Source organism: Kitasatospora sp. NPDC058046 (assembly GCF_042885595.1).
GTDB lineage: Bacteria > Actinomycetota > Actinomycetes > Streptomycetales > Streptomycetaceae > Kitasatospora.
Map to the genome: position 1 here is coordinate 79391 of NZ_JBHVRS010000004.1, position 23390 is coordinate 102780.

Consider the following 23390-nt stretch of genomic DNA (forward strand, 5'->3'; position numbering starts at 1 on the left):
AGCCGACGGTCCATCCTACGCCAGCGCGTCCGGTGCACCAAAACGGGGGTCCCGGAAAGCGGTCGCCGTCACATCTGCTACGTCAGGCCTTGCTGAGGACCGTCAGCGGCTCGACGTGGGCGGTGCAGGCCGAGCAGCGGCGGGCGGCCTCGGGGATGTCGGTCAGGCACTCGGGGCACGGGCGCTTCGGCGTCTTCGGCTTCTTCGGCATGTAGCGCGCGGTCGCCTTGGTGATCGGCAGCACCACGCAGAAGTACAGCACCGCGGCGGTCATGAAGAACGCGATCAGCACGTTGAGGAACTGCCCGTACGGGAAGGTCACCCCCGCGATGTGCGCCTTGTACGAGCTGAAGTCGCCGGCGGCGCCGACCACCACACCCACCAGCGGGGTGAGGAAGGCGGACACGAAGCCGGTCACCACCGCGGTGAACGCGGCACCGATGACCACACCGACCGCCATGTCGACGACGTTGCCGCGCATCATGAAGTCGCGGAATCCCTTGAGCACGTGCTCTCTCCTGCATCGCTCGTAACCGGACCGGCCGGAGCCGACCACTGCCAGCGCATAAAAATAGGACAAAAGCCCTGGAGGTCCAAACCTCCAGGGCCCTGATCCCTTGTCAGCAGCGGCAGTTGAGCGCCGTCAGGACTACGCGAGGGGGTCCGGAGCTGCGGTGATGCCCAGCTTGGCCAGCTCCGCCCTGCCGCCGTCGAAGGCGGTCAGCACCAGCGGGCCCTGCTCGGTGACGGCCACCGAGTGCTCCCAGTGCGAGGCCCAGGTGCCGTCGTTGGTGACGACCGTCCAGTCGTCCTCCAGCACGGTGGTGTGCGGGGTGCCGAGCGAGACCATCGGCTCGATCGCCAGCACGGTGCCGGGGACGAGCTTCGGGCCCTTGCCGCGGCCGCGCTCGACGTAGTTCAGCACGTGCGGCTCCATGTGCATCGCGGTGCCGATGCCGTGGCCGCCGTAGCCCTCGGTGATGCCCCACTTGCCCTTCGGCGGGAGCGGCTGGCGGCGGATGAAGCCCTCGATCGCCTTGGAGACGTCCACCAGGCGGTTGTTCTTCTTCATCTGGGCGATGCCGGCCCACATCGAGCCCTCGGTCACCCGGCTCAGCATCTCGACCTCCGGGCGGACCTCGCCGACCGCCACGGTGATGGCCGAGTCGCCGTGCCAGCCGTCCAGGATGGCGCCGCAGTCGATCGAGATGATGTCGCCCTCCTGGAGGGCCCGGTCGCCGGGGATGCCGTGCACGACCTCGTTGTTCACCGAGGCGCAGATCACGCCCGGGAACCAGAGCCCGCCGTGGTTGGCCCGGAAGTTCGAGGTGGCGCCGTGGTCGGTGATGACCTTGTCCGCGACGTCGTTGAGCTCCTGGGTGGTCACCCCGGGGGCGACCGCCTCGCGGCAGGCCTTCAGGGCCTCGGCGACGACCAGCCCGGCCGCTCGCATCTTCGCGATCTGCTCGGGGGTCTTGATCTCCACCATCTGGTCACGCCTTCCAAGTCCGGATTACCACTGCTACCACCGTACGACGCCGAAACGGCCGGGCCACCCGCGTGGGGCGGGCGACCCGGCCGTACCGTCGTACGTTCGCCGAGAGACTCAGCTGTCCTGCTTCAGCGCCTCGATCGAGCGGGCGGTGACCTCGTCCACCTTGCCGAGGGCCGAGATGGTCGCCACCAGGCCCTGCTGGACGTAGTAGTCGATGATCGGCTCGGTCTCCGTGTGGTAGACCTCCAGGCGCGTGCGCACCTTGTCCTCGGTGTCGTCCGAGCGCTGGTACAGCTCGCCGCCGCACTCGTCGCAGACGCCGTCGACCTTCGGCGGGTTGTAGTCCACGTGGAAGACGTGGCCACCGTCGTTGCGGCACAGGCGGCGGCCGGCGATCCGGCGGACGACCTCGTCCTCGGGGACCTCCAGGTCCAGCACGCCGTCCAGCTTGATGCCCTGCTCGGCGAGGAACTCGTCCAGCGCCTTGGCCTGCCCCAGGTTGCGGGGGAAGCCGTCGAGCAGGAAGCCGTTGACGGCGTCCGCCTGGAGCATGCGGTCCTTGGCCATCCCGATGGTGACCTCGTCCGGCACCAGGCGCCCCGCGTCCATGTAGGACTTGGCCTCGAGGCCCAGCGGGGTGCCCTGGCTGATGTTCGCACGGAACAGGTCGCCGGTGGAGATGTGGGGGATGGACAGGGTCTTGGCGAGCAGGTGCGCCTGAGTACCCTTCCCGGCCCCGGGAGGACCAACGAGGACGATACGCATCAGCGGAGGAACCCTTCGTAATTGCGCTGCTGGAGCTGGCTCTCGATCTGCTTCACAGTTTCGAGTCCGACGCCGACGACGATGAGCACGCTGGTGCCGCCGAACGGGAAGTTGGTCTGCTGTCCGAAGGCGACCAGGGCGATCATCGGGATCAACGCGATCAGGCCCAGGTAGAGCGAACCCGGCCACGTGATTCGGGTCAGCACGTAGTTCAGGTACTCGGCCGTCGGTCGGCCGGCCCGGATGCCCGGGATGAACCCACCATACTTCTTCATGTTGTCGGCAACTTCTTCGGGGTTGAAGGAGATGGCGACGTAGAAGAAGGCGAAGAAGACGATCAGCAGGAAGTACGTGGCCATGTAGATCGGGTGGTCACCCTTGACGAAGTTCGTCCGGATCCACGTGGCCCAGCCGGCCTGGCTGTTGGTCAGCTGGACCACCAGGGCGGGGATGTACAGCAGCGACGAGGCGAAGATGACCGGGATGACACCGGCCTGGTTCACCTTGAGCGGGATGTAGGTCGAGGTCCCGCCGAACGCGCGGCGGCCGATCATCCGCTTCGCGTACTGGACCGGGATCCGGCGCTGGGCCTGCTCGACGAAGATGACCAGCATCACGACGATGACGCCGACCGCGACCACGGAGAGGAACTCGACCCAGCCGCCGCCGATGGTGCCGGAGGTCTTGATCGCCCACATCGAGGACGGGAACTGCGCCGCGATCGAGGTGAAGATCAGCAGCGACATGCCGTTGCCGATGCCGCGGTCGGTGATCAGCTCACCGAGCCACATGATGACCGTGGTGCCGGCCGTCATCGTGAGCACCATGACGGCGATCCGGAACACGCTGGTGTCCGGGACGATCTGGTTGGCCAGCGGGCAGCCGGAGAACAGCGCGCCGCTGGAGGCCGTCGCCACGATGCCGGTGCCCTGGAGCACGGCGAGCGCGATGGTCAGGTAACGGGTGTACTGGGTGATCTTGGCCTGGCCGGCCTGGCCCTCCTTCTTCAGCATCTCCAGTCGCGGGATCACGACGGTGAGGAGCTGGAGGATGATGCTCGCCGTGATGTACGGCATGATGCCGAGGGCGAAGATCGTCAGCTGGAGGAGCGCGCCGCCGCTGAACAGGTTGACGAGCCCGAAGAGACCGCTGTTCTTGGTCTCCTTCACGCACTCGTTCACGGCCGTGAAGCTCACGCCCGGCATCGGAATGTGCGAGCCCAGGCGGAACAGCACCATGATGCCCAGCGTGAACAGCAGCTTCTTGCGCAGGTCGGGCGTCTGGAACGCCCGCGCGAACGCACTGAGCACGGTGCCTCCTGCGCCTCCCGCGCGTCGTCGGCGGGAGGGTCGGTCCTGAATGGGGAGTTTGCGGTTCGGGCCCCCGTACAGACGGCACAGGCGAGCCTACGCGCAGCCTACAAGGGAACTCCACGGACTCTAACAGTGCGCAGCCACTCGGAAGAAGCGCGTACCGCCCCTCCCCCACTCACGGGGTACGGGATGCCCGGGTTTGCCACACAAAAGAACGAGCGCCTTCCGGCCCGATGTCCCCGGGAACGGCACGAGCCCCGCACCTCCCGGAGGAGGTGCGGGGCTCGAAGGCGGATCTCAGCGGGCTCAGACGAGCTCGGTGACCGTACCGCCGGCGGCCTTGATCTTCTCGGCGGCGGAGCCGGAGACGGCGTCGACCGTCACCTGCAGCGCAACCGAGACCTCGCCGGTGCCGAGCACCTTGACGAGGGAGTTCTTGCGAACCGCGCCCTTGGCGACCAGGTCCTCGACAGTGACCTCGCCACCCTGCGGGTAGAGCTCGGCCAGCTTGTCGAGGTTGACAACCTGGAACGTGATCTTGAACGGGTTCTTGAAGCCCTTCAGCTTCGGCAGGCGCATGTGGAGCGGCATCTGGCCACCCTCGAAGCGCTGCGGAACCTGGTAGCGGGCCTTCGTGCCCTTGGTACCACGACCGGCAGTCTTACCCTTGGAGCCCTCACCACGACCCACGCGGATCTTGTCGGTCTTGGCACCCGGGGCGGGACGCAGGTTGTGGATCTTGATCGGGTTGTCGCCCATGATCAGTCCACCTCCTCAACCGTCACCAGGTGACGGACCGTGTGGGCCATCCCGCGGATCTCGGGACGGTCCTCCTTCACCACGACGTCGTGCATGCGCTTGAGACCAAGCGTACGCAGGGTGTCACGGTGGTTCTGCTTGCTGCCGATGTACGACTTGGTCTGCGTGATCTTCAGGCGAGCCATCAGGCGCTCACCCCAGCAGCACGCGCCCGCAGCAGAGCGGCGGGGGCCACGTCCTCCAGCGGCAGGCCACGACGGGCGGCGATCTCCTCGGGGCGCACGAGGCCCTTCAGAGCAGCCACGGTGGCGTGCACGATGTTGATCGCGTTGTCCGAGCCGAGCGACTTCGACAGGATGTCGTGAATGCCGGCGCACTCCAGGACGGCGCGCACCGGACCACCGGCGATAACACCGGTACCGGGGGCGGCGGGCTTCAGGAGCACGACGCCGGCGGCCTTCTCACCCTGGATCGGGTGCGGGATGGTGCCCTGGATACGGGGGACCTTGAAGAAGTTCTTCTTGGCCTCCTCAACACCCTTGGCGATGGCGGCCGGAACCTCCTTCGCCTTCCCGTAACCGACACCCACGGTGCCGTCACCGTCGCCCACCACGACCAGCGCGGTGAAGCTGAAACGACGACCACCCTTGACAACCTTGGCGACACGGTTGATCGCGACAACGCGCTCGACGTAAGCGGTCTTCTCGACGGCGGGGGCGTTGCCCCGGTCGTCACGCTTACGGTCGCGCCGCTCGCCACCGCCGGTGCCGCCGCCGGCGCCGCTACCGCGGCGCTGGGGTCCAGCCATTGGAATTACCTCTCTCGATTACGTCCGTCGACTGAGCCGACGAGCGGCTTAGAAGTCGAGCCCGGCCTCACGAGCCGCGTCCGCCAGGGCGGCGATGCGGCCGGCGTACCGGTTGCCCGCGCGGTCGAAGACGACCGACTCGATGCCGGCGGCCTTGGCGCGCTCGGCGACCAGGCTCCCGACCTTCTTGGCCAGCTCGGTCTTGTCGCCCTCGGCGCCCTTGATGGACACGTCGAGGGTGGACGCCGACGCCAGGGTGTGACCCTTGGCGTCGTCGATGACCTGGGCGACCATGTGACGGTTCGAACGCGTCACGACGAGGCGCGGACGCACCTCGGTGCCGACGACGCGCTTGCGAACGCGGATCGCGCGGCGCTTGCGAGCGGCGCTCTTGTAGGCGTTGCCCTTGCCGATCTTGACAGAGACACTCATCGCTTACTTACCACTCTTTCCGACCTTGCGGCGGATGACCTCGCCCGCGTACTTGACACCCTTGGCCTTGTACGGGTCCGGCTTGCGCAGCTTGCGGATCTTCGCGGCGACCTCGCCGACCTTCTGCTTGTCGATGCCGTCCACGTGGAACTTGGTGGCCGACTCGACGACGAAGGAGATGCCCTCGGGGGCCTCGACGAGGATCGGGTGGCTGTAGCCCAGCTGGAACTCCATGTTGGAGCCCTTCGCCAGAACTCGGTAGCCGACACCGCTGATCTCCAGCGACTTGCGGTAGCCCGCGGTCACGCCGGTGATCATGTTCGCCACCAGCGTGCGGGAAAGGCCGTGCAGGGCCTTCGACAGACGCTCGTCGTTGGGGCGGGTGACGAGCAGCGTGCCGTCCTCGCCCTTACCGATCTCGATCGGCGCGGCGACAACGTGGGTGAGGGTGCCCTTCGGGCCCTTCACCGAGACCGCCTGGCCATCGATGGTGACGTCCACGCCAGCGGGGACCTGGATGGGCAGCCGTCCAATGCGCGACATTGCTGTACCTCCGTTTCCCGAATTACCAGACGTAGGCGAGAACTTCTCCGCCTACGCCCTTCTTGGCGGCCTGCTTGTCGGTGAGGAGACCCGAAGACGTGGAGATGATCGCCACGCCCAGGCCGCCGAGCACCTTCGGCAGGTTGGTGGACTTTGCGTAAACGCGCAGACCCGGCTTGCTGATGCGCTTGATGCCGGCGATGGAGCGCTCACGGTTGGGGCCGAACTTGAGCTCGATGGTCAGCTTCTTGCCGACCTCGCCCTCGACGGGCTCCTCAACCTTGTAGGAGGAGATGTACCCCTCCTGCTGCAGGATCTCGGCGACGTGCGCCTTGATCTTGCTGGCCGGCATCGCCACGGAGTCGTGGTACGCCGAGTTCGCGTTACGCAGACGCGTGAGCATGTCTGCGATGGGGTCGGTCATGGTCATGATGGCCTCAGGCCTCTCTCGCCGCGGTTTCTCCGCGCCAGGTCCCCCTGCCGCACTCTTCCGAGTTCGTCAGGGGCACAAGCGCAGGGGACCTGCGACGTCGTAAGACTGGGTGCGAGCCCTCCAGAAGGGCCACGGGCGTCCATGGGGAAGCCGTGGCAGGGGGCCCGACCCCACTACCTTACGGGAATCCGTACGGTAGGCCCAAAACGGGCCGGTGTGGGATCGGGCACCTCTGCTTCGCTGTGTGCCTAAAGTGCCTGGTCCCTCTGTTGGGAGAGGACTACCAGGAGCTCTTGGTCACGCCCGGCAGCTCGCCGCGGTGCGCCATCTCACGAAGGCAGACACGGCACAGGCCGAACTTGCGGTACACCGAGTGCGGACGGCCGCAGCGCTGGCACCGGGTGTAGGCCCGGACGCCGAACTTCGGCTTGCGCTCGGACTTCGCGATGAGGGACTTCTTCGCCATGTGTTACGCCTCCTTGAACGGGAAGCCCAGAGCGCGCAGGAGCGCCCGGCCCTCGTCGTCGGTCTGGGCGGTGGTCACGACGGTGATGTCCATACCGCGCTGACGGTCGACCTTGTCCTGGTCGATCTCGTGGAACATGACCTGCTCGGTCAGACCGAAGGTGTAGTTGCCACGGCCGTCGAACTGCTTCGGGGAGAGGCCACGGAAGTCACGGATACGCGGCAGGGCCAGCGACACCAGACGGTCCAGGAACTCCCACATGCGGTCACCACGGAGGGTGACGTGGGTGCCGATCGGCTGGCCCTCGCGCAGCTTGAACTGCGCGATGGACTTGCGAGCCTTGGTCACGGCCGGCTTCTGACCGGTGATCGCGGTCAGGTCGCGGATCGCGCCCTCGATCAGCTTGCTGTCACGGGCGGCCTCGCCGACACCCATGTTGACGACGACCTTGACCAGGCCGGGCGTCAGCATGACGTTCTCGTACGAGAACTGCTCCTGCAGCTGACCCTTGATCTCGGAGTTGTAACGCTCCTTGAGACGGGGGGTCACCTTCTCAACAGTCGTCTCAGACATCAGATGTCCTCACCGGTTCGCTTGGCAACGCGGATCTTGTTGCCCTCGTCATCGAAGCGGTAGCCAACGCGGGTGACGACCTTCTTGCCGTCCTTCTCCACGACCAGCTGGACGTTGGAGACGTGCACCGGCGCCTCGACGGTGACGATGCCACCCTGAGTGCCCGGGCCCGGCTTGGTGTGCTTCTTGACCCGGTTCACACCCTCGACCAGGACCTTGTTCTCGGCGGGCATGGCCTGGATGACCTTGCCCTGCTTGCCGCGGTCCTTGCCGGTGATGACCTGAACCAGGTCACCCTTCTTGATCTTCATGCTGTTCGCCATGAGTTAGAGCACCTCCGGCGCAAGCGAGATGATCTTCATGAACTTCTTGTCACGCAGCTCGCGGCCCACCGGGCCGAAGATGCGGGTACCACGGGGGTCACCATCGGTGTTCTTCAGAACGACCGCGGCGTTCTCGTCGAAGCGGATGTACGAGCCATCCGGACGACGGCGCGACTTCACGGTACGGACGACGACGCACTTGACGACGTCACCCTTCTTCACCGAACCGCCGGGGATCGCGTCCTTGACGGTCGCGACGATGACGTCCCCGATACCGGCGTAGCGGCGACCGGAACCACCGAGAACGCGGATGCAAAGGATTTCCTTCGCGCCCGTGTTGTCGGCGACACGCAGTCGCGACTCCTGCTGGATCACAGCTTTCTCCTGATCGTCAACGAGAGCTGACGGGCCGGCCGCTGCTCACACCAGCGCCCGCGAGGGACCTGGTGCACATACGGCCGTACCGCATCAACTTCGTTACTTGGCCTTCTCGAGGATCTCGACGACGCGCCAGCGCTTCGTCGCGGACAGCGGGCGGGTCTCCGCGAGGAGGACCCGGTCGCCGATGCCGCAGGCGTTCGCCTCGTCGTGCGCCTTCAGCTTGTTCGTACGGCGGATGACCTTGCCGTACAGAGCGTGCTTGACGCGGTCCTCGACGGCGACGACGACGGTCTTGTCCATCTTGTCGCTGACGACGAGACCCTCACGGGTCTTGCGGAAACCGCGCGTCTCGTTGGTGTTCTCAGTCATCAGGCGCTCTCCACCGTCTCGATGCCCAGCTCGCGCTCGCGCATCAGGGTGTAGATCCGCGCGATGTCCTTACGGACGAGCTTGAGCCGTCCGTGGTTGTCGAGCTGCCCGGTCGCCGCCTGGAAGCGGAGGTTGAACAGCTCCTCCTTGGCCTCACGGAGCTTGGCAACGAGACCCTCGTTGTCCAGCTCGCGGAGGTCAGCAGCCTTGGTGCCGGCCGACATCAGCTCTCACCTGCCTCGCGCCGGATGATCCGGCACTTCATCGGGAGCTTGTGAGCTGCGCGGGTCAGCGCCTCACGAGCCACCTTCTCGTTGGGGTACGACAGCTCGAACATGACCCGACCCGGGTGCACGTTCGCGATCCACCACTCGGGCGAACCCTTACCGGAACCCATGCGGGTCTCGGCCGGCTTCTTGGTGAGCGGACGGTCCGGGTAGATGTTGATCCAGACCTTGCCGCCACGCTTGATGTGACGGGTGACGGCGATACGAGCGGACTCGATCTGCCGGTTCGTCACGTAGGCCGGGGTGACGGCCTGGATGCCGTACTCGCCGAAGGCGAGCTCGGTGCCACCCTTGGCAGCGCCACGACGCTTCGGGTGGTGCTGCTTGCGGTGCTTGACCCGACGGGGGATCAGCATGGGAGTCAGGCCTCCGTTCCGGTGTTCTCGGCAGCCGGCGCCTCAGCGGCCGGGGCCGCGGGGGCCTCGGCAGCGGCGGGACGACGGCCGCGGCCACCGCGCTCGCCACCACGGCGGTCGCCACCGCGGGCGGGACGACCACCCTCGGGACGGGCCGGGCGGTTGCCCGAGCGGGCAGCGGCGTTCTCAGCGCGGACCTCGGCGATGTTCTTGACGTCGCCCTTGTAGATCCAGACCTTCACGCCGATGCGGCCGAAGGTGGTCTTGGCCTCGAAGAAGCCGTAGTCGACGTTCGCACGCAGGGTGTGCAGCGGCACACGACCCTCGCGGTAGAACTCCGACCGGCTCATCTCGGCGCCGCCGAGACGACCGGAGCACTGGACCTTGATGCCCTTGGCGCCGGACTTCATGGTGCCCTGCATCGACTTGCGCATGGCACGGCGGAAGGAGACGCGGGAGGACAGCTGCTCCGCGACGCCCTGAGCCACGAGCTGGGCGTCCAGCTCGGGGTTCTTGACCTCGAGGATGTTCAGCTGGACCTGCTTGCCGGTCAGCTTCTCGAGGTCGCCGCGGATGCGGTCGGCCTCGGTGCCACGGCGACCGATGACGATGCCGGGGCGGGCGGTGTGGATGTCGACGCGGACGCGGTCGCGGGTGCGCTCGATCTCAACCTTCGAGATGCCGGCGCGCTCCATGCCCTTCGTCATCATGCGACGAATGGCAACGTCTTCCTTGACGTAGTCCTTGTACAGCTTGTCGGCGTACCAGCGGGACTTGAAGTCCGTGCTGATGCCGAGGCGGAACCCGTGCGGGTTAACCTTCTGGCCCATTACCGGGTCCCTTCCTTGCTGCTGACGACCACGGTGATGTGGCTGGTCCGCTTGCGGATCCGGTAGGCGCGGCCCTGGGCACGCGGGCGGAACCGCTTCAGGGTCGGACCCTCGTCAACGTACGCCTCGCTGATGACGAGGTCGTCCACGTTGGAGTGGTTGTAGTTGTGCGCGGCGTTGGCAATGGCGCTGTCGAGCACCTTGCCGACCGGCACGGTGGCGGCCTGCGGAGCGAAACGCAGGACGGCCTGGGCCTCCGTGGCCGGCAGGCCACGGATGAGGTCCACCACGCGGCGGGCCTTCATGGGCGTGACGCGGATGTACCGCGCCTGGGCCCTGGCTTCCATGGTTGTCCCCTTAATGGAGTAAGTCATTGAGTCGTTCTGGCGGTGAAGCTCAGGCGACTAGCGACGCTTCGACTTGCGGTCGTCCTTGACGTGGCCGCGGAAGGTGCGGGTCGGAGCGAACTCGCCCAGCTTGTGGCCGACCATCGACTCGGTGACGAACACCGGGACGTGCTTGCGACCATCGTGAACCGCGATCGTGTGGCCGAGCATGGCCGGGAAGATCACGGAGCGGCGGGACCAGGTCTTGATGACGTTCTGGGTACCCGCCTCGTTCTGCGCGTCCACCTTCTTGAGAAGGTGGCCGTCGATGAAGGGGCCCTTCTTGAGACTGCGCGGCATCTGACCTGCTCCTAGCGCTTCTTGTTGGTCTTGCGGCGGCGCACGATGAGAGCGTCCGACGCCTTCTTCGGGCGACGGGTACGACCCTCCTTCTGGCCCCACGGCGAGACCGGGTGGCGACCACCAGAGGTCTTACCCTCACCACCACCGTGCGGGTGGTCGATCGGGTTCATGGCGACACCACGCACGGTCGGGCGAACGCCCTTCCAGCGCATACGGCCGGCCTTGCCCCAGTTGATGTTCGACTGCTCGGCGTTGCCGACCTCGCCGACGGTGGCGCGGCAGCGCGCGTCGACCAGGCGGATCTCGCCGGAGGGCATGCGCAGGTGCGCCATCTTGCCCTCACGCGCCAGCAGCTGGATGCCGGAGCCGGCCGAGCGGGCCAGCTTGGCACCGCCGCCGGGACGCAGCTCCACCGCGTGGATGGTGGTACCGACCGGGATGTTGCGCAGCGGCAGGTTGTTGCCCGGCTTGATGTCGGCGCCAGCGCCGTTCTCGATCCGGTCGCCCTGCGTGATGCCGCGCGGCGCGATGATGTAGCGCTTCTCGCCGTCCGCGTAGTGCAGCAGCGCGATGCGCGCGGTGCGGTTCGGGTCGTACTCGATGTGCGCGACCTTCGCCGGCACGCCGTCCTTGTCGTGACGACGGAAGTCGATCACGCGGTAGGCGCGCTTGTGACCGCCACCCTGGTGGCGAACGGTGATCCGACCGGCGTTGTTACGGCCGCCCTTGCTGTGCAGGGGGCGAACCAGCGACTTCTCCGGGGTGGACCGCGTGATCTCTACGAAGTCGGCCACGCTGGAGCCACGACGGCCCGGCGTAGTCGGCTTGTACTTGCGGATGCCCATTTGGCTCTCTCGTCCTCGTCCTTATCGACGATCACGATCTCCGTTAGGAGACCGGACCACCGAAGATGTCGATGCGGTTGCCCTCGGCCAGCGTCACGATGGCGCGCTTGGTGTCCTTGCGCTTGCCAAAGCCCGTCTTGGAGCGCTTGCGCTTGCCCTGACGGTTGATCGTGTTGACAGCCTCGACCTTGACCGAGAAGACCGCCTCGACGGCCTGCTTGATCTGGGTCTTGTTGGCGCCCGGCGACACGATGAACGTGTACTTGTTCTCGTCGAGAAGGCTGTAGCTCTTCTCGGAGATGACCGGCTTCACCAGGACGTCACGGGGGTCCGTGAACGTCTTGCTCGTAACGTCGCTCATCAGGCGGCGCTCCCTTCGAGCTCGCCCTCAGCGGCAACGGCCTTGGCGGACGCGGCCGGACCGGCCACGAAACGCTCGAAGGCGGCCTGGGTGAAGACCACATCGTCGGAGACGAGCACGTCGTAGGTGTTCAGCTGACCGGCGTCCAGGATGTGCACGTGCGGCAGGTTGCGAGCGGACTTCAGGCCCAGCTCGTCCTCGCGCTCGACGACCAGGAGGACGTTCTTGCGCTCGGTGATCTTGCCGAACAGGCTCTTGGCGGCCTTGGTCGACGGCACCTCGGCCGCGACCACGTCGGTGACGACGTGGATGCGGTTGTGGCGGGCCCGGTCGGTGAGCGCACCGCGCAGAGCGGCGGCGATCATCTTCTTCGGGGTCCGCTGCGAGTAGTCGCGCGGCACGGGACCGTGCACGACGCCACCGCCGGCGAACTGCGGCGCACGGGTCGAGCCCTGACGGGCGCGGCCGGTGCCCTTCTGGCGGTACGGCTTCTTGCCGCCACCGCGGACCTCGCCACGAGTCTTGGTCTTGTGGGTGCCCTGACGGGCCGCAGCGAGCTGCGCCACGACGACCTGGTGCATCAGCGGAACGCTGACCTTCGCGTCGAAGATCTCGGCCGGAAGCTCGAGGCTGCCGGTCTTGTCGCCCGAGGGCGACAGGATGTCAATGGTGCTCATATCCTCACAGCCCCTTCGCCGCGGTGCGGACGAGGACGAGGCCGCCGTTCGGACCCGGGATTGCGCCCTTGATCAGGAGCAGCCCCTTCTCCGCGTCAACGGCATGGATGGTCAGGTTCTGGGTGGTCACACGCTCGTGGCCCATCCGGCCGGCCATCCGTACGCCCTTGAACACGCGACCCGGGGTGGCGCAGCCACCGATCGAGCCGGGCGAGCGGTGCTTGCGCTGCACACCGTGACCGGCGCCGAGGCCCCGGAAGTTGTGGCGCTTCATGACACCGGCGAAGCCCTTGCCCTTGGAGGTGCCGGTCACGTCGACCTTGACACCCGCCTCGAACAGCTCGGCGGTGATCTCCTGGCCCAGGGTGTACTCGGAGGCGTCCGAGGTACGGAGCTCGACCAGGTGGCGGCGCGGGGTGACACCGGCCTTGGCGAAGTGGCCCGCGAGGGGCTTGTTCACCTTGCGGGGGTCGATCTCGCCGAAGCCGATCTGGACGGCGTCGTAGCCGGCCGGGCTGTCGGCGGTGTGGACCTGGGTCACGACATTGGGCCCAGCCTTGACGACGGTCACCGGGACGACCCGGTTGTTCTCGTCCCAGACCTGGGTCATGCCGAGCTTCTCGCCCAGGATGCCCTTAATCTGCTTAGCCATCTTCGGTGCGCCTCTCAGAGCTTGATCTCGATGTCGACGCCAGCCGGCAGGTCGAGACGCATGAGCGAGTCAACCGTCTTCGGCGTGGGGTCGAGGATGTCGATCAGACGCTTGTGAGTACGCATCTCGAAGTGCTCGCGCGAGTCCTTGTACTTGTGCGGCGAGCGGATGACGCAGTACACGTTCTTCTCAGTGGGCAGCGGCACCGGGCCCGCGACCTGCGCACCAGTACGAATCACCGTCTCGACGATCTTCTTCGCCGAGGAGTCGATGACCTCGTGGTCGTAGGCCTTGAGCCGGATGCGGATCTTCTGTCCCGCCATGGCTACTCAGTAGTCCTTTGTCCTTAGTCACTTCGCGACTCCCCCTCCGACCCCCGCGCTCGGGCGTGTCGCACTCGCGCTTGCAAAAAACCGGCGAAGTAATTCGTCGGTTTAAAACTTTCGGGGTGAGGGGTGCCGGGTCGAGGCCCCGCACACGCTTCCCGGAAGATTCCCGTACTTTCGCCCCGCAGCTGCCGTGGCGTAGAACTCACGCTTGACGGCCATCACGGGAACGACGAGTACATGGGACTCGCTTCCGGTCCTCCCGGCGGGAGGCGCGCAGCATCGGCACTCAACCGAGCAACTTGGACATACTGCCACATGGAGCAGCCCGGATGCCAATCGGGGCCGGTGAGGCGCTCCTCACCGGCCCCGATGGGGTGACGTCCCCGCTCAGTCCTTGCGCCAGAGCACCCAGCCCCGGTCCTTGTTGAACTTCGCGACGTGCCAGCCGGGCCGCGCGTCCGGCCAGCTGGTCTGCGGCAGGTCGCCCTTGCTCCAGCCGGCCAGGTACGCGGTGGCCGCCTCCGGCGGGGCGGAGCCGTCCTTCAGGTCGTCCGACCAGACCCGGCCCCAGTAGACCTCGTAGGCCATCGACATCCGGGTGTCCCAGTCGAGGTCCATGTCCAGGACGACGTTGTCGCCCTTGCGCAGGCCCGCCTCCTTGGCCACGCCCACCGCCTGGTACTTGCGGGCCTTGGCGTGCGGCTCGGAGACGTTGTCGGTGACGGCGACCGTCGCGTAGGCGGCGAACAGCGTCACGCACCCCACCACCGCGGCCACCACCCGGCGCCCGCCGGCCACCCGCAGCAGCAGGCAGGCGCCCAGCACCGCCAGCGCGCCGAAGCTCGTCCGGACCATGTGCAGGTCGTCCCAGGTCGAGGCCAGGAACATCGCGTCCGGCACCGTCCACGGACTGACCCAGAGCTTGAGCGCGGCGCCCGCGTACGCGCCGACCGACAGCTGGATGATCCCGATCGCCGCCACGCCGGCCAGCGCCGTCCACAGCAGCGCGCGGACCCCGGCCCGCCACAGCGCGGCCAGGCCCACCACCATGAACATCGGCACCAGCACCGCGCAGTACCGGGCGTACACCCAGTTGTCGGTCCGGTCGTTGTCCGCCAGCCCCGCTGCCGAGGCCAGCGCGGTGCCGAACAGCAGGGCCACCATGGTGAAGGCCACCACCCGCTCGGCCACCGTGTACCGGCGCCGGAAGACGACCGCCACGCACAGCACCAGGGCGACCGCCCCGAAGCCGTACGTGGAGGTCATGAAGTACCAGAGCTGCCCGAAGGTGCGAGCGATGATCGTGCCGATGTACTTGCTGTCCCCGAGGTTCTCGAAGACCTTGTTGCCGACGGTGCTCGGCGGCACGTCCTTGAACTGGTTCTCGACGAAGCGCGCCAGCAGCTTCGCGCCCAGGTACGACAGCCCGAGCCCGCCGACGCCGGCCAGCGAGGCGAGCCGCGGCGCCCAGCCGACGGCCAGCACCACCGCCAGGACCAGCGCGGTCAGCGCCACGACCACGCCGCCGCGGTCGTGGGTGGCCAGCGAGTAGCCGGCCGCCAGGCCCATCCCGGCCGCGTACAGCGCGCGGCGGCGCGTCGTGCCGGGCGAGAGCCAGCCGTGCATCGCGAGCAGCCAGGCCAGCAGGATCACCGGCAGCACGGTGTCCGACATCACGAACTGGGAGTAGAAGACCACCGGCGGCACCAGCGCCACGGCGGCGCCCACCAGGTACGCGTGCGGCCGGGACAGGCCCACCCGGCGCGCCGCCGCCACGGCGAGCGGGAACACCAGCGCGTTGAGCAGCGCGTTGATGCCCATGATCAGGTGGTACGCGGTGGCCGGGGTGTCGGCGATCCGCAGCGCCGGCGAGATCAGCAGCGGGTACCCGCCGGGGATCACCACGCCGACCGGCATCTCGGTGGTCGGCCGTCCGGCCAGCACCCGCGCGATCACCAGGTAGGAGTCCTCGTCGGCGTGCACCGACGGGAAGTAGTTGTGGATCGACAGCACCAGGCGGAACGCCACCTGGCCGCCGTACCCGAGCAGCAGGACCACCGGCCAGAACCAGCGGTGGGCGGCCAGCGCCCGCAGCCGGGGCGGCACGGCCAGGGCCCGGGTGGCGGGCGCGCTCCCGCCGCCTTCCTCACCCCGGCCCGGCCCGTCGGACGTGTGGGCAGAGTCGATCAGCGGCTGCACCGAGACACTTCCCTACTTGTATGAGTTGACGATCTCGTCATGGCCGGCTCCGGACGGCGCGCCACGGTTCCCACCACTCGTCGAAGCGCATCGGCAGTGTGCCACGCGGTGATCGGCCGGAGCCAACGCGCGCCTCCCCCCACGGACGACAACGGCCCGCCAGGACAGGGTGGTTCGGCCCCTGCTGATCCGCTGCCCGGGGGGCTGGCAGAATCTCGGTGTCCGGCACCGAAACCACACACCGCCTCCGCACCGAATCTCTGCGGAAGAGCAGAAGGACCGAACAGTGACGACGAGCGTGCAGCCCGCCTCCACCCCGGGCATGCAACAGGGCATACCGTCCAGGCGAACAAGACGGGCCGCCGCCCTGCGCGGCCCCGCCGTCCTCTGGACCGCGGAGGCCCTGACCGCGGTCGCGGCGGCCCTGCTCATGACGGGCCTGGCAACGTCCATCGAGCTGAACCCCATGTCGCGGATCGGCCAGGTCAGCGGCCTCGCCGCGTTGCAGCTCCGGCTCCTGCTGCTGCTCGCCGTCGTCGTCCTGGTCCTGGTGCCGGCGATGCGCCGCTGGGCGGAGGTCCCGGTCCGGTTCGCCGCGGCCGCGGTCGCGGGCCTGTCCTCCGGCGTCCTGGCGGCCGGCGTCTCGCTCGCGCTGCGCGACACCAACTGGCCTCTGTACGCCCAGTCGGGGGACTCCGGCAACCTCCAGGCCTGGGTCAGCGCCCTGATGGACGGCAAGCCCCTCGACGGCGCCTACCCGCCGTTGTTCCCGCACATCGTCGCCTTCGTCGCCGAACACCTCACCCACGGACAGATCGGCTACGCGCTCAAGCTCGTCGACCTGCTGTTCGTCGCGATGCTCGGCCCGCTCGCCTACCTGTCCTGGCGGCTGCTGCTGCCCCCGCTCTGGGCACTCGGGATCGGCGTCACCGCCGCCCTGCCGATGGCGCAGCCGTACAAGCCGTACACCACCTTCGTGCTCGTCGCCTTCCTCCCCGTGCTGGCGAAGCTGATGCAGCTCCTCCAGCGCGCCCCGGAGCTCCCGCGCCGCACCGTCGCCGTCCGCGGCGCCGTGCTCGGCCTCGGGATCGCACTGCTGTTCAACCTCTACTCCGGCTGGTTCGTGTGGTCCGCCGCCGGAGCGGTGGTCCTCACCGTGGTGCTGCTGCTGCGTGCCCGCCGCACCGGCGGGACCCCCGGCCTGCTCAACGCCCTGACCGCGATCGGCGCCGCCGCCGGGGTCTTCCTGGCCGTCTCCTCCCTCTACCTGGTCCGGCTGCTCGGGTCCGCCGGGAGCACGGTCGACCGCTACTGCTACTTCGACACCTACACCGAGCCGACCTACTTCGCGATGTGGCGCGACGACCTCCCCGGCACCGACGGCCAGAGCACCTGGCCGATCCCCGGCGAGCTCGGCGGGGTCGGCCTCTTCACGATCCTGCTGCTGGTCGGCCTGGGCGTGGCGCTGGCCCTCGGGATCGGCCGGGCCGTCGTCCTGACCGCCGCCGCCTGCACGGCGAGCGCCCTGCTGATGCGCTACTGGTACGCCTCCCACATGGAGCGCGACCAGGCCGTCATGCTCTACCCGCGCACCAGCGCGCAGCTGCTCTACTGCCTGCTGGTCCTCGTCGGCCTGGCCTGCTACCTGATCGCCCGCCGCCGTCGGAGCGCCGCTTCGGCCCCCGAGACGGCCGAGGAGACCGGCCGCCGTCTCCCGCTGCGCCTCAACCAGCGCGGCGTGGCCATCGGCGCCCTCTGCGCGCTGGGCCTGCTCTTCGGCATGGCCGGCTCCGCCACCGCCAGCAAGTACATGCCCGACCCGCACGAGGGCGCCGGCATGCTGGCCTGGATCTCGCAGACCACCGCCGACACCAAGGGGCACTGCTCACGCTACGCGCCCAAGTGCGTCGACGCCCCGGGACTCATCAACCCGGCGGACCCGAAGGTCGACCTCGGGAAGCTGATCTGCCCGAAGGTCAACCCGTACCCGCGCAAGGACGAACTGCTCCCCGGGTTCTCCGCGGACCTGCCCGAGTGACCCTCCCCGAACCGCGAACGGCACTGGGCCGGTAGTCCGAACTCGGACTACCGGCCCAGTGCCGTACCAGTGGGTGCGAGCGGTCAGTGCCGGTCGCCGCCGGTCAGCGCGTGGCGGACCAGCACCTTGGCGCCGGCCCGCTCGCCGCGCTTCAGGGCGCCCGGCAGCATGGTCAGCGCGTGCAGGCGCGAGGCGCTGCGGAACCGGGCCGCACGGGCGGCCTTCGGCCAGCCGCGGGCGTCCATCCGCTCCGCCACCGCGTTGAAGTACCGCTCCGCCTCGGTGAACCGGGTGCCGGAGAAGGCCTGCACCGAGGACTCGCTGACGGCGTGCCGCCGGTACTGGAAGACGACGGTGGTGTTGTCCACCAGCATCTGCTCGCCGCGCTCCAGCAGGTCGACGACCAGGGCCAGGTCCTGGATCACCGAGTACTCGTCGCGGAAGTTGACCGCGCGCAGCGCCTCGCCCCGCCAGCAGATCGACGGGAAGTAGAGCCAGTTGCCGCGCAGCACGCTCGCGGCCAGCTCCTCGCCGCCCATCAGCCGCCGGCCCTTGACGGTCGGCGCGTAGATCTTCTCCTTGACGTTGTCCGCCAGGCCGGAGCGGCTGACCTCGCCGTTGCCGTCGATGACCTCGACGCCCGGCTGCACCATGCCCAGGTCCGGGTTGTCCTTGACGATCGCCCGGACGGTCTCCAGGTAGTGCGGGTGCAGCAGGTCGTCGCAGCCCATGATGACCACGTGGTCGGCCGTGGACAGCTCCACGCACTTCTGGAAGTTCTTGGTGATGCCGAGGTTCCGCTCGTTTCGCAGGTAGCTCACCCGGTCGTCGCCGAGCGAGGCGAACCAGCCCGGGACGTCCGGCTCCTTGCCGTCGTCTATGACGGTCAGCCGGAAGTCCCGGTCGGTCTGCGCGAGGATGCTCCGCACCGCGGCCTGCATCAGCGCCACGTCGCCGTAGTACGGCAGCATGAACTCGAAGGTCGCCACGGGATCAGGCCTTGCTGCGGTCGACCGGCGCCGAGACCGGCAGGTCCAGGTCGAAGCGCTCCTCGTTCAGACGGGCGCCCTCGTTGATCGCCACGGTCCGCGCCAGGTCGGTGAGCTTCTTCTCCAGCGAGCGGAAGCGCAGGAAGGTGTTCAGGGTCAGGAAGCCCATCCCCAGCACCATCCCGTACAGCACCAGGTCGGTGCCGCGGCCGACACCGAGCTGGTGGGCCAGCCAGGTCACGTCGGTGGGACGCAGCACCGCGTAGATGTTCACGAGCACGAAGACCGAGAACGCGATGCGCTTCCAGGCGCGGGTGTTGGCACGGTCCCAACGCCGGATGAACATGAAGGCGAGAGTGACCGAGCCGAGAATGAGAACCAGCTGGATCCAGAAGAATTTCATCGGCGGCTACGCTCCCGCAGCGAGATGTCGAAGATGATGTTGACGCCGTTGATCAGGGACTGACCCTTGGCGCGTGAGTAGTCGGTGTACAGGATGTCCACCGGGAGTTCGGCGACCCGGAGGTCCGAGCCGGCGAGGAAGCTGACGATCTCCGACGCGTGCGCCATGCCGTTCATGGTGATCCGCAGCCGGCCGGCGGCCTCGCGGTTCAGCACGCGCAGACCGTTGTGGGCGTCGGTCAGCTTGAGCTTGCGAGCGGTCGGGCTGACGGTCGCCGCGGTGCGCAGGACGACCCGCTTGATCCACGGCACCTGCCCGTTCTGCTCGATGAAGCGCGAGCCGAGGACGACGTCCGTGTCGCCCTCCCGCAGCAGGGCGACCATCTTCTCGACGTCGGCGGTCTGGTGCTGGCCGTCCGCGTCGAAGGTGGCGAAGTACTTGGCGCCCGGCTGGGCCAGGGCGTAGGCGAGGCCGGTCTGGAGGGCGGCACCCTGGCCGAGGTTGACCGGGTGGCGCACCAGGTGCGCGCCCGTCTCCATGATGTGCTTGGCCGAGTCGTCGCCGCTGCCGTCATCGACGACCACGATGTTCGGGAACGTCTTTCGCGCCCCCTCCACAACGTCGGCGATCACCTGGCCCTCGTTGTAGGCCGGGATCACCAGCCAAACATCGTCGTACTGGGACACGGAGGCTCCATGAATGGGGTCTGGCCCGCGCTGCTGCGCGGCGATCTGAAGATGAGGGGCGGACACGGTCAGTCACCGGCCGTCCGGCTGCTCAACACCGCGGCGTTCGGGTCCCCCGACTGCTGGACGAGGCCGGCGGAGTTCGTCGCCGAACGGGCGAAACTCTGCCTCAGGACCGCCAGCATACCGAGGACGGTGGCCACGGAACCCGCCGTGTACGCAACGACCACGCGGGTGGACACGTCGCCCGGCATGAAGGTGATCGCGGCGAGGACCGCCGTGCCGACCGCCCAGCAGAGCAGCTGAAGGTTGTGCCGCTTGAATACCATCAGCGCCTGGCCGAGCACCATCGCGAACATGTACGCCACGGTTCCGGCGGACATCCAGAAGAAGTCGAGGCAGCCGAGCACCGGCTTTGCGCCGAACAGCACCTGGATCAGCCAGGGGCCGAGGGCGACCGCCGGGATGCCGCCGAGCACGCCGAGTCCGCCGACCACGGCGCCGATCTTCTTGAGCATCCCGGTGAAGGCGGCCCGGTCCCCGACCGCGATCGCGGCGGAGAGGCCGTTCAGCAGCGAGGCCTGGAGCGAGCCGAAGACGAACAGCGGCACCCGGGCCAGCACCAGCGCGTTGAGCAGGGCGGCGATCAGCGCGGAGTCGGAGGGCGCGAGCAGCTTGGTGCTCACCACGGCCGCGTTCACCACGACCTGGGAGAGCAGCGTCGAGCAGATCAGCAGGCCGAGCCCGGAGCAGAGTTCGGACCAGCCGACCTGCTCGCCGGGCTTCACCGCGCGCAGCAGCGGCGGCAGCGTGACGATCGTGGCGATGATCGGCGCGACGGCCAGGATCAGGCTGAACGCGAGCGCCGAGTGCACACCGGCCACGGCGAAGGCGAAGGCCAGGCCGATCCGCAGGCCGCCGTCCAGGCCGAGCTGGGTGCCGTACGCGCCGAAGCGGCCGAGGCCGGCCAGCACGCCGCGGGTGAGGTAGCAGACGGCCATGCCGGTGAAGGCCCCGCCGAGCGCCAGCACCAGCGAGCGGTCGCCGTGGAACATCGACCGGGCGATCGGGCCGGAGGCGGCGCCGAGGGCGACCAGGGTCGCCGCGAGGATCCCGCCGGTGAGCAGGGTCGCCCGGCGCAGCACCGGCGCGGCGCCGTGGCCGAGCGCCGCGCGCGCCGAGACGATCCGGGTGAGCTCCTGCTCGATCGGGAAGAAGACGCCGATGCCGACCGACATCACGATCGTCCACAGCAGCGAGACGTTCGCCATGTCGTCGACCGACAGGCTGTGGCCCGCCACTCCGAGGTGGATGTAGGAGGCGGCACCCAGTACGACGGTGCCGCCGGCCACCGCCAGGGTTCCCGGCGGTAGCGCGGCAGCCACCTTCGTCAGTGCGTTCTTCACTGAGGTCTGTCGCTCTCCGTGGTCCGGGCCGTGGCGGCCAGTTCGGCGAAGACGGGCGTGGCCAGGGCCTCGGCCAGCATGGTCCGCCACTCGGGCAGCGGCGCCAGCCCGGCGGCGGCCCAGCGGTCGTGGGCCAGCACGCTGAAGGCGGGGCGGGCGGCCGGGCGGACGAAGGCCTCCGACGTGGTCGGGCGGATCCGCTCCGGGTCCAGCCCGCTCAGCGCGTAGGTCTCGCGGGCCAGTCCGCACCAGGTGGTCCGGCCGCTCGCGGTGCCGTGGTAGACCCCGGCCGGGGCCTGCCCGGCGAGCGCGGCCCGGCCGAGCTCGACCAGGCGGCCGGCCAGCGCGTACGACCAGGTCGGCTGGCCGTGCTGGTCGTCCACCACGTCCAGGGTGTCGCGCTGGGCGGCGAGCTTGAGCATGGTGGCCACGAAGTTCGGGCCGTGCTCGCCGTACAGCCAGGCGGTGCGCACGACGTAGCCGTGCTCGGGGAGCAGTTCGGCGACCGCCCGCTCCCCCACCAGCTTGCCGCGGCCGTACGCGTTCACCGGCGCGGTCGGGGCGTCCTCCGGGCAGGGCTCGGTGGCGTCGCCCGGCAGGACGTAGTCGGTGGAGACGTGCAGCAGCCGCGCGCCGCTCTTGGCGCAGGCCTCGGCCAGGTGGCGCACACCGGTGCCGTTGACGGCGGTGGCGGCGTCCTCCTCGGCCTCCGCGGCGTCGACGTTCGTCCACGCGGCGCAGTTGACCACGATGTCGTGGCCCTCGACGGCGGCCTGGACGGCCGCCGGGTCGGTGATGTCGAGGTCCGCCCGGCGCAGCGCGGTGATCTCGGCGGTCCCGTCGGCGCCCAGCACCGAGAGCAGGTCCTGCCCGAGCATCCCGGCCGCGCCGGTGACCAGCCAGCGCACGGGCGCGGCGGCGTTCGCGGTCACTTGGCCAGGGCCGCCTTCTGCTTCAGCGGCTCCCACCAGGCGCGGTTCTCGCGGTACCACGCGATGGTCGCGGCGAGGCCGTCCTCGAAGCGGACCTGCGGCTCGTAGCCGAGCTCCTCACGGATCTTGCTGATGTCGATCGAGTAGCGGAGGTCGTGGCCCTTGCGGTCCTCGACGTGCTCGACCATGTCCCAACCCGCGCCGGCGGCCTCCAGCAGCAGGCCGGTCAGCTCCTTGTTGGTGGCCTCGGTGCCGCCGCCGATGTTGTAGACCTCACCCGCGCGGCCGCCGCGCATGACCAGCTCGATGCCCCGGCAGTGGTCGGAGACGTGCAGCCAGTCGCGGACGTTGCCACCGTCGCCGTACAGCGGCACCTTCTTGCCGTCGATCAGGTTGGTGGTGAACAGCGGGATGACCTTCTCCGGGAACTGGTAGTGCCCGTAGTTGTTGGAGCAGCGGGTCACCACGACGTCCATGCCGTGGGTGCGGTGGTACGCCAGCGCCAGCAGGTCGGAGGAGGCCTTGGAGGCCGAGTACGGGGAGTTCGGCTCCAGCGGCCAGGTCTCGGTCCAGGAGCCCTCGCTGATCGAGCCGTACACCTCGTCGGTGGAGATGTGCACGAAGCGGCCGACGCCGTGCTTGCGCGCGGCGTCGAGCAGGACCTGGGTGCCGACGACGTTGGTCAGCACGAACGGGCCCGCACCGGCGATCGAGCGGTCCACGTGGGACTCGGCGGCGAAGTGCACCACCACGTCGTGGCCCGGCATGACCTGGTCGACGGCGTCCGTGTCGCAGATGTCGCCCTGGACGAAGGTGTAGCCCTTGTGGTCGGCCACCGGGGCGAGGTTCTCCAGGACGCCCGAGTAGGTGAGCTTGTCAAAGACCGTGATCCGGGCGTTCTCGTCAGCCCCGAGGAGCTGACGGACGAACTCCGAACCGATGAACCCGGCGCCGCCGGTCACGAGGATGCGCATAATGCGCGTAGTCTACCGCCGCCCGAACACCCTCCCGACCCGGCCCCTCCCGCGTCGGGCGATCTCGAATAGGGTGC

The 23390-nt window shown here is 68.5% G+C and carries 33 protein-coding genes; 1 reads left to right on the plus strand and 32 read right to left on the minus strand.

The window, feature by feature from the left end; translation table 11 throughout:
- Positions 1-82: 82 nt before the first annotated feature.
- The 26 genes from mscL to ACFVU7_RS10220 all read right to left on the minus strand — a co-directional run bounded on the left by mscL (position 83) and on the right by ACFVU7_RS10220 (position 15885).
- Positions 83-508, minus strand: coding sequence for a large conductance mechanosensitive channel protein MscL (gene mscL / locus ACFVU7_RS10095; RefSeq protein ID WP_049649047.1), 426 nt, complete (start codon positions 506-508; stop codon positions 83-85).
- A 141-nt stretch (positions 509-649) separates the two neighbouring features.
- A complete protein-coding gene (gene map / locus ACFVU7_RS10100) occupies positions 650-1489 on the minus strand; it encodes a type I methionyl aminopeptidase (protein WP_049649046.1) in 840 nt (279 codons plus the stop codon).
- A gap of 117 nt (positions 1490-1606) precedes the next feature.
- The gene (locus ACFVU7_RS10105) at positions 1607-2260 is read right to left on the minus strand and encodes an adenylate kinase (RefSeq protein WP_049649045.1); all 654 of its coding nucleotides are present in this window, start codon (positions 2258-2260) and stop codon (positions 1607-1609) included.
- Entirely contained in the window at positions 2260-3570 is a 1311-nt protein-coding gene (gene secY, locus ACFVU7_RS10110; RefSeq protein WP_030055837.1) for a preprotein translocase subunit SecY, read from the minus strand. The genes ACFVU7_RS10105 and secY overlap by 1 nt, the downstream gene beginning before the upstream one ends.
- A gap of 309 nt (positions 3571-3879) precedes the next feature.
- On the minus strand, positions 3880-4332 hold the full coding sequence (gene rplO / locus ACFVU7_RS10115) for a 50S ribosomal protein L15 (protein ID WP_030280790.1): 453 nt from the start codon (positions 4330-4332) through the stop codon (positions 3880-3882).
- Positions 4333-4334: 2 nt separating this feature from the next.
- A complete protein-coding gene (rpmD, locus tag ACFVU7_RS10120) occupies positions 4335-4517 on the minus strand; it encodes a 50S ribosomal protein L30 (protein WP_049649044.1) in 183 nt (60 codons plus the stop codon).
- Positions 4517-5140: a 30S ribosomal protein S5 gene (gene rpsE, locus ACFVU7_RS10125; protein ID WP_030055834.1), complete on the minus strand. Its 624-nt coding sequence runs from the start codon at positions 5138-5140 to the stop codon at positions 4517-4519. The genes rpmD and rpsE overlap by 1 nt, the downstream gene beginning before the upstream one ends.
- Before the next feature lie 48 nt (positions 5141-5188).
- The gene (rplR, locus tag ACFVU7_RS10130) at positions 5189-5572 is read right to left on the minus strand and encodes a 50S ribosomal protein L18 (RefSeq protein WP_030280785.1); all 384 of its coding nucleotides are present in this window, start codon (positions 5570-5572) and stop codon (positions 5189-5191) included.
- Positions 5573-5575: 3 nt separating this feature from the next.
- Entirely contained in the window at positions 5576-6115 is a 540-nt protein-coding gene (rplF, locus tag ACFVU7_RS10135; protein ID WP_049649043.1) for a 50S ribosomal protein L6, read from the minus strand.
- Positions 6116-6137: 22 nt separating this feature from the next.
- Positions 6138-6545, minus strand: coding sequence for a 30S ribosomal protein S8 (rpsH, locus tag ACFVU7_RS10140; RefSeq protein ID WP_030055831.1), 408 nt, complete (start codon positions 6543-6545; stop codon positions 6138-6140).
- Between the two features lie 283 nt (positions 6546-6828).
- Positions 6829-7014 carry a type Z 30S ribosomal protein S14 gene (locus ACFVU7_RS10145; protein ID WP_030055830.1) on the minus strand — a complete coding sequence of 62 codons (186 nt, stop codon included), beginning with the start codon at positions 7012-7014 and terminating at the stop codon, positions 6829-6831.
- Between the two features lie 3 nt (positions 7015-7017).
- The gene (gene rplE, locus ACFVU7_RS10150) at positions 7018-7587 is read right to left on the minus strand and encodes a 50S ribosomal protein L5 (RefSeq protein ID WP_030393302.1); all 570 of its coding nucleotides are present in this window, start codon (positions 7585-7587) and stop codon (positions 7018-7020) included.
- Positions 7587-7898, minus strand: coding sequence for a 50S ribosomal protein L24 (rplX, locus tag ACFVU7_RS10155; protein WP_030055828.1), 312 nt, complete (start codon positions 7896-7898; stop codon positions 7587-7589). The genes rplE and rplX overlap by 1 nt, the downstream gene beginning before the upstream one ends.
- A 15-nt stretch (positions 7899-7913) precedes the next feature.
- The gene (gene rplN / locus ACFVU7_RS10160) at positions 7914-8285 is read right to left on the minus strand and encodes a 50S ribosomal protein L14 (RefSeq protein ID WP_030393301.1); all 372 of its coding nucleotides are present in this window, start codon (positions 8283-8285) and stop codon (positions 7914-7916) included.
- Positions 8286-8387: 102 nt separating this feature from the next.
- Entirely contained in the window at positions 8388-8660 is a 273-nt protein-coding gene (gene rpsQ / locus ACFVU7_RS10165) for a 30S ribosomal protein S17 (RefSeq protein ID WP_030055826.1), read from the minus strand.
- Entirely contained in the window at positions 8660-8884 is a 225-nt protein-coding gene (gene rpmC / locus ACFVU7_RS10170) for a 50S ribosomal protein L29 (RefSeq protein ID WP_049649042.1), read from the minus strand. The genes rpsQ and rpmC overlap by 1 nt, the downstream gene beginning before the upstream one ends.
- A complete protein-coding gene (gene rplP, locus ACFVU7_RS10175; RefSeq protein WP_030055824.1) occupies positions 8884-9303 on the minus strand; it encodes a 50S ribosomal protein L16 in 420 nt (139 codons plus the stop codon). Before rplP ends, rpmC begins: the two co-directional genes overlap by 1 nt.
- Positions 9304-9308: 5 nt before the next feature.
- On the minus strand, positions 9309-10133 hold the full coding sequence (rpsC, locus tag ACFVU7_RS10180) for a 30S ribosomal protein S3 (RefSeq protein ID WP_049649041.1): 825 nt from the start codon (positions 10131-10133) through the stop codon (positions 9309-9311).
- Complete coding sequence (gene rplV, locus ACFVU7_RS10185) at positions 10133-10480, minus strand: 50S ribosomal protein L22 (RefSeq protein ID WP_030055822.1); 348 nt, start codon at positions 10478-10480, stop codon at positions 10133-10135. The genes rpsC and rplV overlap by 1 nt, the downstream gene beginning before the upstream one ends.
- A 57-nt stretch (positions 10481-10537) precedes the next feature.
- Positions 10538-10819 carry a 30S ribosomal protein S19 gene (rpsS, locus tag ACFVU7_RS10190; protein WP_030055821.1) on the minus strand — a complete coding sequence of 94 codons (282 nt, stop codon included), beginning with the start codon at positions 10817-10819 and terminating at the stop codon, positions 10538-10540.
- An 11-nt stretch (positions 10820-10830) separates the two neighbouring features.
- A complete protein-coding gene (gene rplB / locus ACFVU7_RS10195) occupies positions 10831-11667 on the minus strand; it encodes a 50S ribosomal protein L2 (protein WP_030393297.1) in 837 nt (278 codons plus the stop codon).
- A gap of 43 nt (positions 11668-11710) precedes the next feature.
- Positions 11711-12028, minus strand: a complete 318-nt coding sequence (rplW, locus tag ACFVU7_RS10200; RefSeq protein WP_030280768.1) for a 50S ribosomal protein L23 — start codon at positions 12026-12028, stop codon at positions 11711-11713.
- Positions 12028-12705: a 50S ribosomal protein L4 gene (gene rplD, locus ACFVU7_RS10205; protein WP_049649040.1), complete on the minus strand. Its 678-nt coding sequence runs from the start codon at positions 12703-12705 to the stop codon at positions 12028-12030. Before rplD ends, rplW begins: the two co-directional genes overlap by 1 nt.
- A gap of 4 nt (positions 12706-12709) precedes the next feature.
- A complete protein-coding gene (gene rplC, locus ACFVU7_RS10210) occupies positions 12710-13357 on the minus strand; it encodes a 50S ribosomal protein L3 (RefSeq protein ID WP_030055817.1) in 648 nt (215 codons plus the stop codon).
- Between the two features lie 14 nt (positions 13358-13371).
- Complete coding sequence (gene rpsJ / locus ACFVU7_RS10215; protein ID WP_012785157.1) at positions 13372-13680, minus strand: 30S ribosomal protein S10; 309 nt, start codon at positions 13678-13680, stop codon at positions 13372-13374.
- A 393-nt stretch (positions 13681-14073) separates the two neighbouring features.
- On the minus strand, positions 14074-15885 hold the full coding sequence (locus ACFVU7_RS10220) for a hypothetical protein (RefSeq protein WP_388044863.1): 1812 nt from the start codon (positions 15883-15885) through the stop codon (positions 14074-14076).
- Positions 15886-16171: 286 nt separating this feature from the next.
- Here ACFVU7_RS10220 and ACFVU7_RS10225 point away from each other — a divergent pair, with 286 nt between their 5' ends.
- A complete protein-coding gene (locus ACFVU7_RS10225) occupies positions 16172-17923 on the plus strand; it encodes a hypothetical protein (protein ID WP_074003959.1) in 1752 nt (583 codons plus the stop codon).
- Positions 17924-18006: 83 nt separating this feature from the next.
- Here ACFVU7_RS10225 and ACFVU7_RS10230 read toward each other — a convergent pair whose 3' ends face one another.
- The 6 genes from ACFVU7_RS10230 to rfbB all read right to left on the minus strand — a co-directional run bounded on the left by ACFVU7_RS10230 (position 18007) and on the right by rfbB (position 23313).
- Complete coding sequence (locus ACFVU7_RS10230) at positions 18007-18912, minus strand: glycosyltransferase family 2 protein (RefSeq protein ID WP_198959420.1); 906 nt, start codon at positions 18910-18912, stop codon at positions 18007-18009.
- A 4-nt stretch (positions 18913-18916) separates the two neighbouring features.
- Positions 18917-19315 (minus strand): DUF2304 domain-containing protein, encoded by a 399-nt coding sequence (locus ACFVU7_RS10235; protein WP_074003960.1) that lies wholly within the window; start codon positions 19313-19315, stop codon positions 18917-18919.
- Positions 19312-20001, minus strand: coding sequence for a glycosyltransferase family 2 protein (locus ACFVU7_RS10240; RefSeq protein WP_049649036.1), 690 nt, complete (start codon positions 19999-20001; stop codon positions 19312-19314). Before ACFVU7_RS10240 ends, ACFVU7_RS10235 begins: the two co-directional genes overlap by 4 nt.
- A gap of 68 nt (positions 20002-20069) precedes the next feature.
- Positions 20070-21407: a lipopolysaccharide biosynthesis protein gene (locus ACFVU7_RS10245; RefSeq protein ID WP_181970608.1), complete on the minus strand. Its 1338-nt coding sequence runs from the start codon at positions 21405-21407 to the stop codon at positions 20070-20072.
- The gene (gene rfbD, locus ACFVU7_RS10250) at positions 21404-22339 is read right to left on the minus strand and encodes a dTDP-4-dehydrorhamnose reductase (RefSeq protein WP_074003961.1); all 936 of its coding nucleotides are present in this window, start codon (positions 22337-22339) and stop codon (positions 21404-21406) included. Before rfbD ends, ACFVU7_RS10245 begins: the two co-directional genes overlap by 4 nt.
- A complete protein-coding gene (rfbB, locus tag ACFVU7_RS10255) occupies positions 22336-23313 on the minus strand; it encodes a dTDP-glucose 4,6-dehydratase (protein WP_074003962.1) in 978 nt (325 codons plus the stop codon). The genes rfbD and rfbB overlap by 4 nt, the downstream gene beginning before the upstream one ends.
- Positions 23314-23390: the final 77 nt, after the last annotated feature.